The following is a 14,309-nucleotide window of genomic DNA, read 5'->3' on the forward strand; positions in this document are numbered from 1 at the left end:
TCACATATGAAATCAGAGTTTTCAGCTAAGGATGCGACGCCAATGAGTAATCAGCCACTTTCAATTGAGGAATGTCAGCGAGCGAGAATGGCACGAGATCAGCGGTTTGATGGTCGTTTCTATATAGCCGTAAAAACAACCGGTATTTTCTGCCGTCCTATCTGCCCTGCAAATTTACCGCAGGAAAAGAACGTGACTTACTATTTCGACCAAGCACAAGCTTTGCAGGCTGGGTTTCGTCCGTGCTTGCGTTGTCGGCCAGACAGTGCACCCAGCTCTTGGGCTTGGAAAGGGGCAGAAACGTCGTTCCAACGTGCGATCAAACTGATAGAGCAAGGGGCTCTGCAATCCGGTGGTATTTCCGATTTGTCTGATCGTTTAGGCATATCTGATCGCTACCTAAGAAAACTCTTTGATAAGTACCTCGGCATGTCTCCCAAGCAATACGCACAGTATCACAAGCTGATGTTCGCAAAACAGCTTTTGCATGAAAGCTCGATAAGCATTAGTGACATTGCATTTGCCAGTGGTTTTAACAGTGTAAGGCGGTTCAATGATGCATTTAAAAGCTTGTTAAAGCTAACACCGACCCAAGTGAGAAAATCTGAGGGCGATGCATCGAAAACCAACCATATACGCTTAGGCTTCAAATCGCCTTTGCATTGGCAGCATATGCTGAGTTTCTATCGGATGCGAGCCATTGAAGGGGTCGAAACCATTGGAGGCGATTTTTACGAGCGGTACTTTAGCTTAAATGGGTCAAAAGGGTGGTTTCGTGCTTCTGTGATTTCTAACCAGCACATGCAGGTTGAATTCGAACTTGATGACATCACCCAATTGAAAGCACTAGTGGTCAAGTTGCGTCGTATGTTTGATCTTGATGTGAACATCACCGAAGTTGAACATCACCTAACAGCGATAGCCTCAGATCTTATCCGAGAAAGTGGGATCAGAATCCCCGGTGTTTGGAGCCCTTGGGAAGCAGGGGTAAGAGCCATCTTAGGGCAGCAAGTATCGGTTAAAGCGGCGATAGGTCAGCTTAATTTGTTGACTGAGAAACTGAATTCGGCAGACAAATCAAAAGACAGTTCGGGTATCCGTTATTTCCCTACGCCAGAGCAAGTGGCAAGTGCGGATTTAACCTTCCTTAGAATGCCTTACAGTCGAAAAGAAACGCTGGCTCGATTTGCAGATTATTGTTTGAACAATCCCGATGCCGATCCATCTGAATGGATAGAAATAAAAGGGGTTGGACCGTGGACCATTAACTACGCTCAGCTTCGTGGTCAATCCATAGCCAATTGCTTTTTAGGTGGCGATCTCGTCGTTAAGAAGGCGATGGTCCACTATCCAGAAATGTCACCTGAAAATGTCGCCCCTTGGGGCAGTTACGCCACCTTACATTGTTGGAATTTACCACTATGAAAAATTCATCTGAAAACGTTTATACCATTTTGTCCAGCAAACTGGGGGATGTCACGATCCAAGCAAATGATGACGGTTTGTTAGGTATTTGGTTTGAAACGTACACGACAAAACCAAAAGAGCTTGGACGTGAAGATTGCAGACACAATGTATTAGCAGAAGCTTGCAAGCAGCTTACGGAATACTTTGAAGGGAGCCGAAAAACCTTTGATGTGCCACTTGCAGCAAAAGGCACCGATTTCCAAAAACAGGTGTGGCAAGCGTTAACGCAAATTCCTTTTGGAGAAACTTGGAGTTATCAAGATCTCGCAAACACTATTGGAAATCCGAAAGCGGTGCGAGCAGTCGGGCTTGCCAATGGAAAAAATCCTATATCAGTGATTGTGCCGTGCCACCGCGTGATAGGCAAAAGCGGTAAGCTAACCGGATACGCTGGTGGGTTAGAACGTAAAGAAGCGTTATTGAAGTTAGAAGGGATTCTTTAGATGGTTAAGCGCGGGTAGGTGAACTAGCCCAGTGAAAGCCGCCCCTGACCTTGATGCAGGTATATACTGAGTCAAATTTCGCTGAACCTAGTACCCAAAGGTCGATTGGGTATATGCTAAAGCATGAGTGAGAAATAATTTATTGGGATAGGGTTGCTGACTTTTGTGGTTAAAAAAACAGAAAATACACGTCAAGAAAAACAGGAAAAAATTGTAGTCATTGATGATTCCAAAACTTTGTGTGACACGTTTTGTGAGCTACTTGCAGATTTAGGATTTCGTACTGAAGGCTACTATTCGGGTATTGCAGCCTTAGAAGGCATGCAAAAAGATATCCCAGATCTTCTCTTACTTGACTTGAATATGCCGGATATGGATGGCTACGAGGTATGTCGGCGTATGCAGTCTAATGGGGCATTGTCAGAGATTCCTGTGCTTGTAATAAGTAGCTACAGTAATATCGATGAAAAGCTAAAAGCGTTTGAGGTCGGTGCTGTGGATTATGTTACCAAGCCAATCCAAATGGCCGAGGTGCAGGCGAGGATAGAAACCCATTTGTCTTTGCGTCGTTATCAATCAGCCCTAGAGGAGAAGAATACCCAATTAACCTTAACTCTCGAAGAGTTAAAAAATGCTCAGCGACAACTGATACAGACTGGCAAGCTAGCTTCGCTAGGCAAATTAGTAGCTGGAGTTGCACACGAAATTAATAATCCTGTCAGTTTTATTATCGGTAATGCTCATATCATTCAACGTGATCTAACAAACCTTCTCGACTTACACCGTAACAATAAGTTCTCTTGCGAAAGAGATTCCAATGAAAATAATCTCTTTGAACATACATTAACGGAACTGGTTCCTGCTGTTGATGATGTTCTTGAATCTTCACTAAGAATCAATAATATCGTTAAAGATCTGCAGTCGTTTAGTGCTAAAGGAGTCACAGATAAATTCGCCATTAATTTTTCCGCGTTGGTTAAAAAAGCAGTGAATTGGGTTAGAAAAAGTAACCAGTCCATGGCAAATATCGTGCTTTTTCTTCCAGATAACTTGCCTGTACAAGGAAATGAAGGTCAACTAACGCAAGTGATACTGAACTTGCTTACCAATGCTTTAGACGCTTTGAAAGAAGAAGCCAAACCGAAAGTCACGATAACCGGTGAACGTTGTGGAGACAGCGTAGTACTAATAATTAAAGATAATGGTACAGGTGTTAAACCGTGTCATTTAGAGCATCTTTTTGATCCTTTTTTTACCACCAAGAAAGTTGGAGAAGGAACCGGACTAGGTTTATCGATCAGTTACGGCTTAGTGATTGAACACAAGGGGACTCTTACCGCAGAAAATAACCCTGACAAAGGGGTATGTTTTACGTTGACACTACCTTGGCATGACTAGGGCGTGTTGACCTTTCGTTGTCAAATTTCTTGTATGATAAACAGACTCTACCCGTTCACCATATTGTCCACGTTTAGGAAATCAGTTGGTGACATATTCTGTACCTGATTCAGTAAGAATTGCTGAAAAGCTTCCGCGATAGGTGACAGCCTTTTTTCTTTGTGGCGAACTAAGTACCAATGCCTGATTATAGGCATATTTTCTACATCAAGGACGACCAGTTTGTTTGCTTCCAACTCAAGTTGAATGGTATGTAAAGAGACGATCCCTAACGATAATCCAGCAGACACAGCCTGTTTAATTGCTTCACTGGCGCTCATTTCAGCGGACACATTAAATGAAAGACCGTGTAAATCGAAAAAACGCTCAATAGCACCACGCGTACCCGAGCCTTTTTCTCGCACCACAATCGATTCCTGCGTTAAGGTGCTAAGAGGAATCGCTTTTCTCTTTGAAAGAGGATGATTTGGGGGCGCAATAACGACTAAGGGATTCTCCATTAACACCGTGCTCTCAGTGTCCAACTCTGAAGGTGGTTTACCCATTATTGCTAAATCACAGAGGTTGTTTTTTAGATCTTTTAGTAAATGATCTCGATTCGTCACATTCAACACAAGTTGTACGTGCTCGTGCTGTTGAGAAAAGGCAGAAAGTAAACTCGCCGCAAAGTAATTGGCTGTGCTTGCCACGGTGATTTTTAACTTCCCTCTAGAAAGTGATTTCATGCTGTTGAACGTATTTTCGGCATCATTAACGATATAATTTATTCGTTCGCAGTACCCCACCAACTCTTCACCTGCAGAGGTCAGAAAAAGTGATTTACCCAATTGTTCGAATAAGGGAAGTCCGATATTTTCTTCAAGTTGTCTTACCTGCATAGAAACGGCCGGTTGTGTTAGGTGAAGAATTTCTGACGCTCTTGTGTAACTGAGCTGGCTTGCAACGGCATAAAAAATATTCAGTTGGCGAAGAGTTAAGTGCATGTGCAGTCCTGAACAACGATTCGATTGCTTACTGGTTTTGCATAATGTGTGCCTATAGAAATATATTCACCTAACGTTTTGCTTTTAATCCAGAATGCATAAATTACGTCATCAATGGAAAGAGATAATACCTATGCATTGGAAAGTGTCTATCCATTCATTGGTTAGGTACATTCCGCTAACCCGTTCGCTAATCTGTCTTTTTCGTCAAGCTCGCAAAAAGGTGCGGCAGCAAGGATGGCAACCGAGCTACATCGTTTAAAATGGTGTAGCGCCCTTGCCCAAAAAGCGCATCGATGTATGTTTCTGCGTTTTTGTCGATAGTTAGGCAATAAGGTGTAATACCTTGACAAAGTAATTCATCAACCGCTTTGTGTGTGTCGGATTTTAAGTACTCAGGGTCACGTACATCAATATCTGATGGCTCTCCATCACTGAGTAACAAGATCAGCTTCTTACTTTGGGGTTGTTTCATAAGATAATGACCAGCATGGCGCATGGCTGCACCTATACGAGTGGACAATGCTCCTTTTACCCCCGCCAACTTTGCTTTTGCATTATCATCAAAATCCTGATTAAACGCTTTAATACATTGGTATTGGACGTCATGACGTCCATTAGATGAAAAGCCGTGAATGGCGAAAGGGTCGCCAATTTGTTCAATTGCGCTTGCCAATAAAGTCGTTGCTTCTTTGGTAATCCTGATGACCGTCGTACCATGTTCGTCAACTGAGTCGTTTGTTGATTCAGACAAGTCTAACAACAGGACGACCGCCAGATCGCGTTGATGTCTTTTTAAACGCTGATCAACGTTTAAATCGGGTAAGCTACCACGCTTGATTTCTTTATAAACTTCGATCAAAGCATCCAGATCAAAATCATCACCATCGTTCTGTTTTCTAAGCCTTTGTAATCCTTTGGGCTGAACTGTTTCCACTAATCGTCGGAGCTGTTTAACTAAGGGTCGATGAATATCAAGCAGTTGTTCAATGTTAGCCGATGATCCTATCTTACCCGTGTGTTCAGTAACCGTTGTCCAGTTTGCTCTCGAACTTGCCGATCGATAATCCCATTCCGGATAATAAAAAGGGGAAGACACTTGCGTTGTTCCTTCGAGCGTATTGATACTGACGTCCTCAGGATCACCATCACGGAAAAATTCTGATTCAAGAACCCATATTTCCTGAGCATCATCATCGGCAAGCTCACAATCCAGTTCATTAACCATTTCCATAACACTGACGGTTTTTTTCACCTGAGGAGGGGTGAGTGATGCCCATTTATCCAATTCATCTTTGTCTTGCCAAAGAGACTGGTTATCGTCGCGATAAGGGATGACTTCCCGAGAATACTGAGCAACCGACGTATGACGACAATGTGATGGTAGTGCTTCGGCTAACCATACCCCTAGTTGATTAACGGCGGCTGCATGTGTGGGATTGGGCTGCGCTAACAGTTCAGAAAAGCGTTGGCACGTTTTTACGACCAGTGGATGAGGATCACGGGAATCTTGGTTCAATAATGCAACGACTACGCGTTCGACCAAGGTTAACCCTGACTCAGGCAAACAGACTTGATGACGGGGAAGAGAGAGAATTGAGTGCCAAAGCGTTTTGAGCCCTGGAAACACCTCGATGGCAAGCGCTTCAACACGAGCATCCTCAATGACGCCAATAAAAAATTGTTGAAGCGGCGTGAAATCACAACGGCGACGGGGGGTCGAAAACCGAATATGGGCGGCGCAGTGAGCTGCGGCAGCTCGATACATCAGTTTAGCAGGAATACCTACCTGGTCCGTTTGGTGGTCGCAGTCGGGAAGAGAGCTCGAGTAATCATCGATTGCATCTGGCAACAGAATCATCTGGTGCAATATTGAAGGTCGTATATTGGAGGTAGCTGCGCTCTCGTCGTTAAATTGAACACTAACAGGGCGAAGCAAAAAATCCTCTCCCCAAATAGCGCATAAAAAATATTGCAACTGACGTTGGGTATCGACGAACAAAAGACCATTTTTCTGTTGCTGAAATACAGAAAGGCTGTCACTGGTTTGTAATGAAAAATAGCTATGCAATGTCTCGTTTTGATGAGCAAACGCGCGAACACCCCACATTGCCCAATGTTCTAAGCCGGATATCGATAACTGGCGAAGGTACCTATCTAAATAATTAAAAAAAGGCGCTAAACATCGGGGGGCTTGTGTGGCGAGAGACTCCGTTAAAGAGAGGTATTGCTTCAATGCGGCAACGGATTTTAATCGAGTGGATGCGATTAGAAGTGAGTCCAAAAATTGTATAAGGCGCTCTGTCCCCATCAATTCATTCAGCACAAATAGTGTTGACTCTGTTTGTTGAATCAGTGTACATAGCACTTCAACATTGTCTTGGTAAGGCGTATCTCCGTGGCAGGTATTTACCATTTCTGTGACGTTGTGAAACCAACAATACAATAGAGAACGATTAGGGTTTCGTTGATAAATAGAGCAAGCTGCGTGAACACAATAACAAACCACAGGCTGTGGTAGTGTTGATGTCGCCTGAATGATGGCTTCCTCAAGCTGGGTAAGGTCATCGTCTCGACTCTTTTCTCCTTTAACATTGATAGACGGAGAACCGGCTCGAATCGATTCAAGTAATTGACTTGTCAGTGCCTCAGTCGCTTCCATGTTCCAATCCTCGTGTCTTTGCCCATATCAGACTCTAAAAGCAGCCTCTGACCGCCGTTTCTATGATTTCACAGATGTCGGGGTCATCACTAAGTGGATGAACCAGCGCCATTTTACAGGCAGCAATGGGGGGGATTCCCTTGTTAATTAACTGACCTGTGTACACCAGCAAACGAGTAGATATCCCTTCATTCAACCCATGTCCAACCAGATTTCTAGCATGACCAGCGATACGGATCAGCCGTTCTGCTGTGTCACTGTCCACACCGGCTTCGTGGCAAATAATGGTGGCTTCAACCAACGGATCTGGATAATCGAAGACCAGCGAGGCAAAGCGTTGCTTGGTCGATGTTTTTAGATCCTTCATCAGAGTTTGATAACCTGGGTTATATGAAATCACTAGCTGGAAATCAGGATGAGCGGAGACGAGTTCTCCTTTTTTTTCGAGCGATAGGGTGCGGCGGTGATCCGTCAGCGAATGAATGGCAACTGTGGTGTCCTGACGTGCTTCAACAATTTCATCAAGATAACAAATTGCTCCGACTCTCGCTGCCGTAGTCAATGGACCGTCTTGCCAGTAAGTACCGTTTTGATTGAGAAGATACCGACCAACCAGATCCGATGCAGTCATATCCTCATGGCACGATATGGTGATCAACGGTCGTTTTAACTTCCAGGCAATATGTTCAACAAAACGGGTCTTTCCGCAACCGGTTGGACCCTTGAGCATCATTGGGATACGTGCATCATACGCGGCAAAGTATGCAGCAAGTTCATCACCTGTTTCTTGATAATAGGGCTCAGTTTCAATCATGTATTGATTAAGGGTGGGTAACGCTTTGATTGCTTGATTCATCGTTTAAAGCTCCATCCTATGAGTGGAGAAAAGAGCCGGATATGAGGTATTTCACCACCTTTACCAGCTTACCTATTTTACGTCGTCTGCTGACCTGATTTTTTGTTCCCAAATAACGGACGCTCTGGTGTATCGGCTGTGTTATTCGCAGCCTATGTTATTCGAAGTCAGGGTTATTCGAAGTCAGGGTTATTCGAAGCCAGGCGCACGGTAGATGACGGTCGCCATTCCCTGAGTTTGGCTTAGGTTGTCATAGCCGATAATACGAACATGGTGATTTGGATTACTGTTGTGACAGAGCTGAGCTTCTGACAGAATCTGGTCTACATCTGTCTCACCAAACATGGGGAGTTTCCACATATACCAAAAGGAGGAACTCGCTTCTTCCGGTTCTGTGTGCTCGATGGCAGGGTTCCAGCCCTGCTTCACTATGTAGTTTACCTGTTTACGAATTTGCTCTGCCGTTAAACGCGGTAAGTAAGAAAAGGTTTCAAATTTTCGGCTGTGCGGGTCGGTTAGCCTTGATGGGTAATCTCTAACTTCACTCATCGTCATTCTCCTTAATGAGGTGGTTGTGAATCTGGCGTAATTGTGGATTTATTAAGCGTGAGCGGTATCTAGCTTGTCTACCGTATCAAACTCAAACTTAACCTCTTTCCATGTTTCCATTGCGACTTTGAGTTCGGGGCTGTGCTTCGCGGCAGCTTTCAGTATTTCTTTACCTTCCCGTTCAAGATCTTTGCCTTCATTTCGAGCTAACGTACAAGCTTCAAGAGCAACACGGTTTGCAGCTGCGCCTGCCGCATTTCCCCAAGGGTGACCCAATGTACCTCCACCAAACTGGAATATCGCGTTGTCACCAAAAATGGAAACCAATGCTGGCATGTGCCAAACGTGGATACCACCAGATGCGACGGGGAATACACCGGGCATGGAGCCAAAATCTTGGTCAAAGAAAATGCCACGTGAGCGATCTTTTTTAATGGTACGTTCACGCATAATATCGATCCATCCAAGTGTGGCGTTGCGATCCCCCTCCAGCTTGCCCACGACGGTTCCTGAGTGGAGATGATCCCCCCCTGATAGGCGAAGACACTTTGTTAGTACGCGAAAGTGAATACCATGGCGAGGGTTGCGATCGACCACCGCATGCATAGCACGGTGAATATGCAGTAACATGCCATTCTCTCGGCACCAATTTGCCAATCCTGTATTGGCGGTAAATCCGGCAGTGAAGAAGTCATGCATTATGATTGGCATGTCTAGCTCTTTTGCATATTCTGCGCGGCGGTACATCTCTTCCGGCGTCGCTGCGGTCACATTAAGGTAATGACCTTTGCGCTCTCCGGTTTCACTTTCCGCGCGGTGTATCGCTTCGGCGACGTAACCAAATCTGTCACGCCACCGCATAAAAGGCTGTGAATTGACGTTTTCATCATCTTTCGTGAAATCCAGGCCGCCTCTTAACCCTTCGTAGCAGGCACGACCATAGTTTTTGGCAGACAAACCTAACTTAGGTTTGATGGTACAACCTAGCAAAGCTCGACCGTATTTATTCAGACGATCACGTTCGACAAAAATGCCATTTGGTGGACCACCACACGTTTTGACATAAGCGATCGGGAAGCGTACATCTTCTAACCGTAATCCGCGTATCGCTTTAAAACCAAACACGTTCCCCACCAGCGATGTTAGTACGTTGACCACCGATCCTTCTTCAAAAAGATCAATAGGATAAGCGACATATGCATAGAAAGCGGTATCATCCCCAGGCACATCCTCAATGGCATATGCGCGACCTTTGTAGTAATCCAAATCGGTTAACAAGTCAGTCCAGACTGTCGTCCATGTTCCGGTTGAAGACTCGGCTGCGACGGCTGCTGCTGCCTCTTCTCTTGGAACACCTGGTTGAGGGTCTATTTTAAAACACGCCAATAGATCGGTGTTCGCAGGTAGGTAAGTCGGATCCCAATAGGTTTCACGATATTCCTTAACCCCCGCTTGGTAGTTTTTAGCCATAATCATTTCCTTTCTTCAGATGGTGATTCATCAGCTCTAAGGTATGAGCGCGATGTATATATATTGTTATAGGACAATTTGATTTATGAAAATTGGAAATAGTTATGGTTGCCATAAGTAAAAGTTAACTTATCGTTTTTATATTTTTTATGACTAACTATTAACTGTTTATTTGAATTGGGACAAACAGAGTTCATCATATTGTTTCTAAGTAATATATTCTTTATATAATTGATATATAAAGCTATTAGTTATCATATAAATTATATTTATCATCTAACAAATTAATTCTTATTGGTTTGTATTGTCTTGCTGTGAATTAATGTTGTTAGATGATTAGTTTTGAAGTTAATAATTATTATAAGACGATATCATATCAGAATTTATACCTATATAAATTGCGAAATTATTTATGTAAAAGTTTTATTTATACCAATGAGTATTAAATTATAAGAATAACCAAGTAATGAATGGGTCTAATTTAAATTATTCTGTCTTAGGACAAGGAGACAACTATTATGGCGTTAATCAGTCTTAGACAAATGCTCGATCATGCGGCGGAATACAGTTATGGCGTACCTGCATTTAATGTGAATAACATGGAACAAGTTCATGCCATTATGCGTGCAGCAGCAACCTGTAATGCACCTGTTATTTTGCAAGCGTCTGCCGGTGCGCGGAAGTATGCAGGTAGTACATTTCTTCGTCACTTGATGTTGGCAGCTGTCGAACAGTGGCCACAGATACCCATTGTTGTCCATCAAGATCATGGTGCGTCACCAAGTGTGTGTTTACAAGCGATTCAGAACGGATTTACATCCGTGATGATGGACGGTTCGTTACGGGATGACATGAAAACGCCAGCCAGCTACGAATATAACTGTGAAGTTACCCGACAAGTCGTAGAGATCGCCCATGCGGGGGGCGTGTCTGTTGAAGGTGAACTCGGCTGCTTGGGTTCGCTCGAAAGTGGTATGGCAGGGGAGGAAGATGGTTCTGGAGCAGAAGGAAAACTGGAATGGGATCAACTGTTAACCGACCCAGAGCAGGCGGCCGAATTTGTTTCGATGACCGATGTAGATGCATTGGCTATTGCCATCGGTACTAGCCACGGAGCGTATAAATTTACTCGCGAGCCGACCGGAGACATTCTCGCGATAGATAGGGTTAAGGCCATCCATGCACGTATACCTAATACCCATCTTGTCATGCACGGCTCTTCTTCCGTACCACAGGAATGGCTCGCCATTATTAATGATTTCGGAGGTGACATGGGGCAAGCCTATGGAGTCCCGGTTGAAGAAATTGTTGAAGGGATAAAGCATGGTGTGAGAAAGGTGAATATTGATACCGACTTACGCATGGCAAGCACCGGAGCAGTCAGAAAGTACTTGTGTTTGAACAGAGAACAGTTTGATCCACGCAAGTTTCTACAAGCGGCTACGGATGCAATGCAAGCGCTGTGTCTAGAGCGCTACGAGGCTTTTGGTTGTGCAGGTATGGCTTCGAAGATAACGCCAATCAGCCTGGAATCAATGGCGTCCCGTTACCAATCTGGAGACTTAGCCGCTGTCACAAGCTAAGGAGTACCCATTATGTCTATTAAACACCCCATTATTGCCGTTACTGGATCTTCTGGTGCCGGAACGTCAACGGTAAAAAATGCTATGGAGCAGATTTTTCGGCGAAACAGCTATAAAGCGGCGATCGTTGAAGGTGACAGCTATCACCGATATGACCGTGCAGAGATGCGAGCACGCCTTGAAAAGGCTCAGAAAGATGGAAGGAACCTCAGTCACTTTGGTCCGGAAGGGAATCTCTTTAAGGATCTTGAAAAAACACTTAAAACCTATGGCGAAACAGGAACAGCGAAATTTCGACATTACGTTCACAATGAAGAGGAAGCACAACAGTTTAATCATCGGGTTGGTACCTTTACGCCGTGGGAGTCTATTCAGGAAGGGACTGATCTGCTGTTTTACGAAGGTCTGCATGGCGGTGTGGTGACCGAATTTTGTAACGTTGCTCGTTATGTGGATTTGCTTATTGGTGTTGTCCCGATAGTGAATTTGGAATGGATTCAGAAAATTCACCGTGATACCAGCGTACGTGGGTACAGCCGTGAAGCGGTTACTGACATCATTTTGCGCCGTATGCATGACTATGTACATTACATCACACCACAATTTTCCTGCACTGATATTAATTTTCAACGCGTACCCATGGTCGATACCTCGAATCCGTTTATTGCACGTGCTATTCCTACACTGGATGAAAGTATGGTCGTGATTCGATTCCAGGATCCAAAGAAAACGGGTGTTGATTTCCAATACTTGTTGAACATGATTCACGGCTCATTTATGTCCCGACGTAATAATATCGTTGTTCCCGGAGGGAAAATGGGGCTCGCGATGGAGCTGATTATGCAGCCTTTGATTGAAGATTTAGTATTTCATGGCTCAAACCGAGTCAGTGTCGAAACCACTCATGATCGTTTCTCCAAAAACGAAATAAGAGCATAAGGAGGTTGTTATGAGCAAAGGAATTACATTTACTCGATTTATCATGGAAGAGCAGCGCCGCATTCCGGAGTCCACTGGTGAGTTTACATTGCTCTTGAACGCCATTATCACTGCGTGCAAGGAGATCGCAGACGACGTTAACCGTGGTCAACTTATCGATGTATTAGGCAGTGCAGAAAGTGAAAATATTCAAGGGGAAACGCAGAAGAAATTGGATGTAATCACTAACGAGATCTTGTTGCGAACACTTGAGTGGTCTGGTCATCTTGCGGGGATGGCGTCTGAAGAGATGGAAGATGTTTATCAGATCCCAGGGCGATACCCTAAAGGAAAGTATTTGTTGGTATTTGATCCTCTAGACGGTTCATCAAATACCGATGTCAATGTCTCAATCGGGACGATTTTCTCTATCTTACGTTGCCCTGAAGGCGTGAGTGAACCAACGGAACAGGATTTCCTACAATCCGGAGTACGTCAGGTTTGTGCAGGTTATGTGCTTTATGGACCGTCGACAACACTGGTTCTTACATCAGGGCATGGCGTGAATGGATTTACGCTCGATCATGATATTGGAGAGTTCATTCTTACTCACCCAGCAATGACTATCGCCCCAAAAACCAGCGAATTTGCCGTCAATGTTTCTAACCATCGTTATTGGGACAATGTCATTCGTCGCTACATCGATGAACTGATTGAAGGCGAGGACGGACCAAGGGGGCGCAACTTCAATACCCGTTGGATCGCATCAATGGTAGCTGAGGTTCATCGTATTCTGATGCGAGGAGGTATCTACCTCTATCCCGCAGACAGTCGAGAAAATGTAAAAAATGGTCGTTTGAGGCTGTTGTACGAAGCAAATCCGATGAGTTTTATTATTGAGCAGGCTGGTGGAGCGGCGACAACCGGTCACAAGCGCTTACTTTCTGTTGTACCTGAGTCACTACATCAGCGTGTGCCAGTGATTCTTGGTGCCAAAGAAGAAGTAGAACGGTTGACGCGCTATTACAAAGAAACGGATGACTCAAACCAATTGAACTTGAAAAAGCAAACAAGTTGAACCTGGAAGATCAAACAAAGTAGGAATAGAACAATGAAACCATGGATAGCCCCTTCGATTTTAGCCGCCGATTTTGCTTGTCTTGGTCAAGAGGTCGAAAAAGTGATTGATGCCGGCGCTGACCTAATCCATTTCGATGTCATGGACAACCATTTTGTACCAAATTTGACTTTTGGTCCGGATGTTTGTCGAGCCTTACACACACATCTACACCAGCGTGGTATCACCACTCCGCTAGACGTTCATCTGATGGTAGAGCCTGTTGACCAACTGGTTGAGAGCTTTGCCAAAGTGGGTGCGGAATGGATTACCGTCCATCAAGAAGCGTGTCCGCACCTAGATCGTACACTGCAACTCATTCATAGCTGTGGCTGCAAAGCCGGTGTTGCACTTAACCCTGCAACTTCACCTGAAACGCTCAAATATGTGATGGATAAAATTGACCTCATTTTGGTGATGTCAGTTAATCCTGGATTCGGGGGACAAGTGTTTATTGACTCAGCACTCGACAAAATAGCGGAAGTCAAAAAAATGATCGAAGCGTCAGGCCGTGAAATCCGTTTGCAGGTAGATGGCGGAGTTAACCTAGATAATGTCGCTCTACTGGCCAACGCAGGCGCGGATTGCTTTGTCGCTGGTTCCGCTATTTTCCGAACATCAGATTACGAGGAAACACTCGCAGAATTTCATGAAGCAGTTGATTTTGCTCCTTATGACATCACTGAGTGAACTTGGAAGTAAGCAGTAAAGGTGTCAGTTAGGCATGAATTGGGTTGCCCTTAGTAACTGGAAGCTAAGTGACCAGTCTAAGCAAAAAGTGGAAGGAAATTGAGTATTCAGCCACTTCTAGGTAACAAGTGTCCACTTGTATCTATATGAAAAAATGGGAAATTAACAATTTA

The 14,309-nt window shown here is 44.4% G+C and carries 12 protein-coding genes; 7 read left to right on the plus strand and 5 right to left on the minus strand.

Going from position 1 to position 14,309, the window contains the following annotated elements; translation table 11 throughout:
• The first annotated feature begins 42 nt into the window (after positions 1-42).
• The 3 genes from CW749_RS20965 to CW749_RS20975 all read left to right on the plus strand — a co-directional run bounded on the left by CW749_RS20965 (position 43) and on the right by CW749_RS20975 (position 3,308).
• Entirely contained in the window at positions 43-1,425 is a 1,383-nt protein-coding gene (locus CW749_RS20965) for an AlkA N-terminal domain-containing protein (protein ID WP_101114338.1), read from the plus strand.
• Positions 1,422-1,910 carry a methylated-DNA--[protein]-cysteine S-methyltransferase gene (locus tag CW749_RS20970; RefSeq protein ID WP_101114339.1) on the plus strand — a complete coding sequence of 163 codons (489 nt, stop codon included), beginning with the start codon at positions 1,422-1,424 and terminating at the stop codon, positions 1,908-1,910. Before CW749_RS20965 ends, CW749_RS20970 begins: the two co-directional genes overlap by 4 nt.
• Positions 1,911-2,075: 165 nt before the next feature.
• Positions 2,076-3,308, plus strand: coding sequence for a response regulator (locus CW749_RS20975; protein ID WP_145997868.1), 1,233 nt, complete (start codon positions 2,076-2,078; stop codon positions 3,306-3,308).
• Between the two features lie 47 nt (positions 3,309-3,355).
• Here the strand turns inward: CW749_RS20975 and CW749_RS20980 are convergent, their stop codons facing one another.
• The 5 genes from CW749_RS20980 to CW749_RS21000 all read right to left on the minus strand — a co-directional run bounded on the left by CW749_RS20980 (position 3,356) and on the right by CW749_RS21000 (position 9,828).
• On the minus strand, positions 3,356-4,291 hold the full coding sequence (locus CW749_RS20980) for a LysR family transcriptional regulator (RefSeq protein ID WP_101114341.1): 936 nt from the start codon (positions 4,289-4,291) through the stop codon (positions 3,356-3,358).
• A 190-nt stretch (positions 4,292-4,481) separates the two neighbouring features.
• Positions 4,482-6,953: a VWA domain-containing protein gene (locus CW749_RS20985; protein WP_237322512.1), complete on the minus strand. Its 2,472-nt coding sequence runs from the start codon at positions 6,951-6,953 to the stop codon at positions 4,482-4,484.
• A 34-nt stretch (positions 6,954-6,987) separates the two neighbouring features.
• A complete protein-coding gene (locus tag CW749_RS20990; protein ID WP_101114342.1) occupies positions 6,988-7,809 on the minus strand; it encodes a CbbQ/NirQ/NorQ/GpvN family protein in 822 nt (273 codons plus the stop codon).
• Between the two features lie 189 nt (positions 7,810-7,998).
• The gene (locus CW749_RS20995; protein ID WP_101114343.1) at positions 7,999-8,358 is read right to left on the minus strand and encodes a ribulose bisphosphate carboxylase small subunit; all 360 of its coding nucleotides are present in this window, start codon (positions 8,356-8,358) and stop codon (positions 7,999-8,001) included.
• Positions 8,359-8,409: 51 nt separating this feature from the next.
• Entirely contained in the window at positions 8,410-9,828 is a 1,419-nt protein-coding gene (locus tag CW749_RS21000) for a form I ribulose bisphosphate carboxylase large subunit (protein WP_101114344.1), read from the minus strand.
• Between the two features lie 518 nt (positions 9,829-10,346).
• Between CW749_RS21000 and fba the strand changes: the two genes are divergently transcribed.
• Genes fba through rpe form a run of 4 tightly spaced genes read left to right on the plus strand, consistent with a single transcriptional unit; the run spans position 10,347 to position 14,136 of the window.
• A complete protein-coding gene (gene fba / locus CW749_RS21005) occupies positions 10,347-11,411 on the plus strand; it encodes a class II fructose-bisphosphate aldolase (protein WP_101114345.1) in 1,065 nt (354 codons plus the stop codon).
• 12 nt (positions 11,412-11,423) lie between these two features.
• Entirely contained in the window at positions 11,424-12,350 is a 927-nt protein-coding gene (locus tag CW749_RS21010) for a phosphoribulokinase (protein WP_101114346.1), read from the plus strand.
• Positions 12,351-12,360: 10 nt separating this feature from the next.
• Entirely contained in the window at positions 12,361-13,407 is a 1,047-nt protein-coding gene (locus CW749_RS21015) for a class 1 fructose-bisphosphatase (RefSeq protein ID WP_101114347.1), read from the plus strand.
• Between the two features lie 33 nt (positions 13,408-13,440).
• Complete coding sequence (gene rpe / locus CW749_RS21020) at positions 13,441-14,136, plus strand: ribulose-phosphate 3-epimerase (RefSeq protein WP_101114348.1); 696 nt, start codon at positions 13,441-13,443, stop codon at positions 14,134-14,136.
• Positions 14,137-14,309: the final 173 nt, after the last annotated feature.

The sequence above is a fragment of the Vibrio sp. vnigr-6D03 genome (assembly GCF_002835515.1).
Lineage (GTDB): Bacteria > Pseudomonadota > Gammaproteobacteria > Enterobacterales > Vibrionaceae > Vibrio > Vibrio penaeicida.

Bases quoted from the DNA above. Each gene is read 5' to 3' on its own strand.
- CW749_RS20965 (WP_101114338.1), top strand. From the start codon at position 43: ATGAGTAATCAGCCACTTTCAATTGAGGAATGTCAGCGAGCGAGAATG.
- CW749_RS20970 (WP_101114339.1), top strand. From the start codon at position 1,422: ATGAAAAATTCATCTGAAAACGTTTATACCATTTTGTCCAGCAAACTG.
- CW749_RS20980 (WP_101114341.1), bottom strand. From the start codon at position 4,291: ATGCACTTAACTCTTCGCCAACTGAATATTTTTTATGCCGTTGCAAGC.
- CW749_RS20985 (WP_237322512.1), bottom strand. From the start codon at position 6,953: ATGGAAGCGACTGAGGCACTGACAAGTCAATTACTTGAATCGATTCGA.
- CW749_RS20990 (WP_101114342.1), bottom strand. From the start codon at position 7,809: ATGAATCAAGCAATCAAAGCGTTACCCACCCTTAATCAATACATGATT.
- CW749_RS20995 (WP_101114343.1), bottom strand. From the start codon at position 8,358: ATGAGTGAAGTTAGAGATTACCCATCAAGGCTAACCGACCCGCACAGC.
- CW749_RS21000 (WP_101114344.1), bottom strand. From the start codon at position 9,828: ATGGCTAAAAACTACCAAGCGGGGGTTAAGGAATATCGTGAAACCTAT.
- fba (WP_101114345.1), top strand. From the start codon at position 10,347: ATGGCGTTAATCAGTCTTAGACAAATGCTCGATCATGCGGCGGAATAC.
- CW749_RS21010 (WP_101114346.1), top strand. From the start codon at position 11,424: ATGTCTATTAAACACCCCATTATTGCCGTTACTGGATCTTCTGGTGCC.
- CW749_RS21015 (WP_101114347.1), top strand. From the start codon at position 12,361: ATGAGCAAAGGAATTACATTTACTCGATTTATCATGGAAGAGCAGCGC.
- rpe (WP_101114348.1), top strand. From the start codon at position 13,441: ATGAAACCATGGATAGCCCCTTCGATTTTAGCCGCCGATTTTGCTTGT.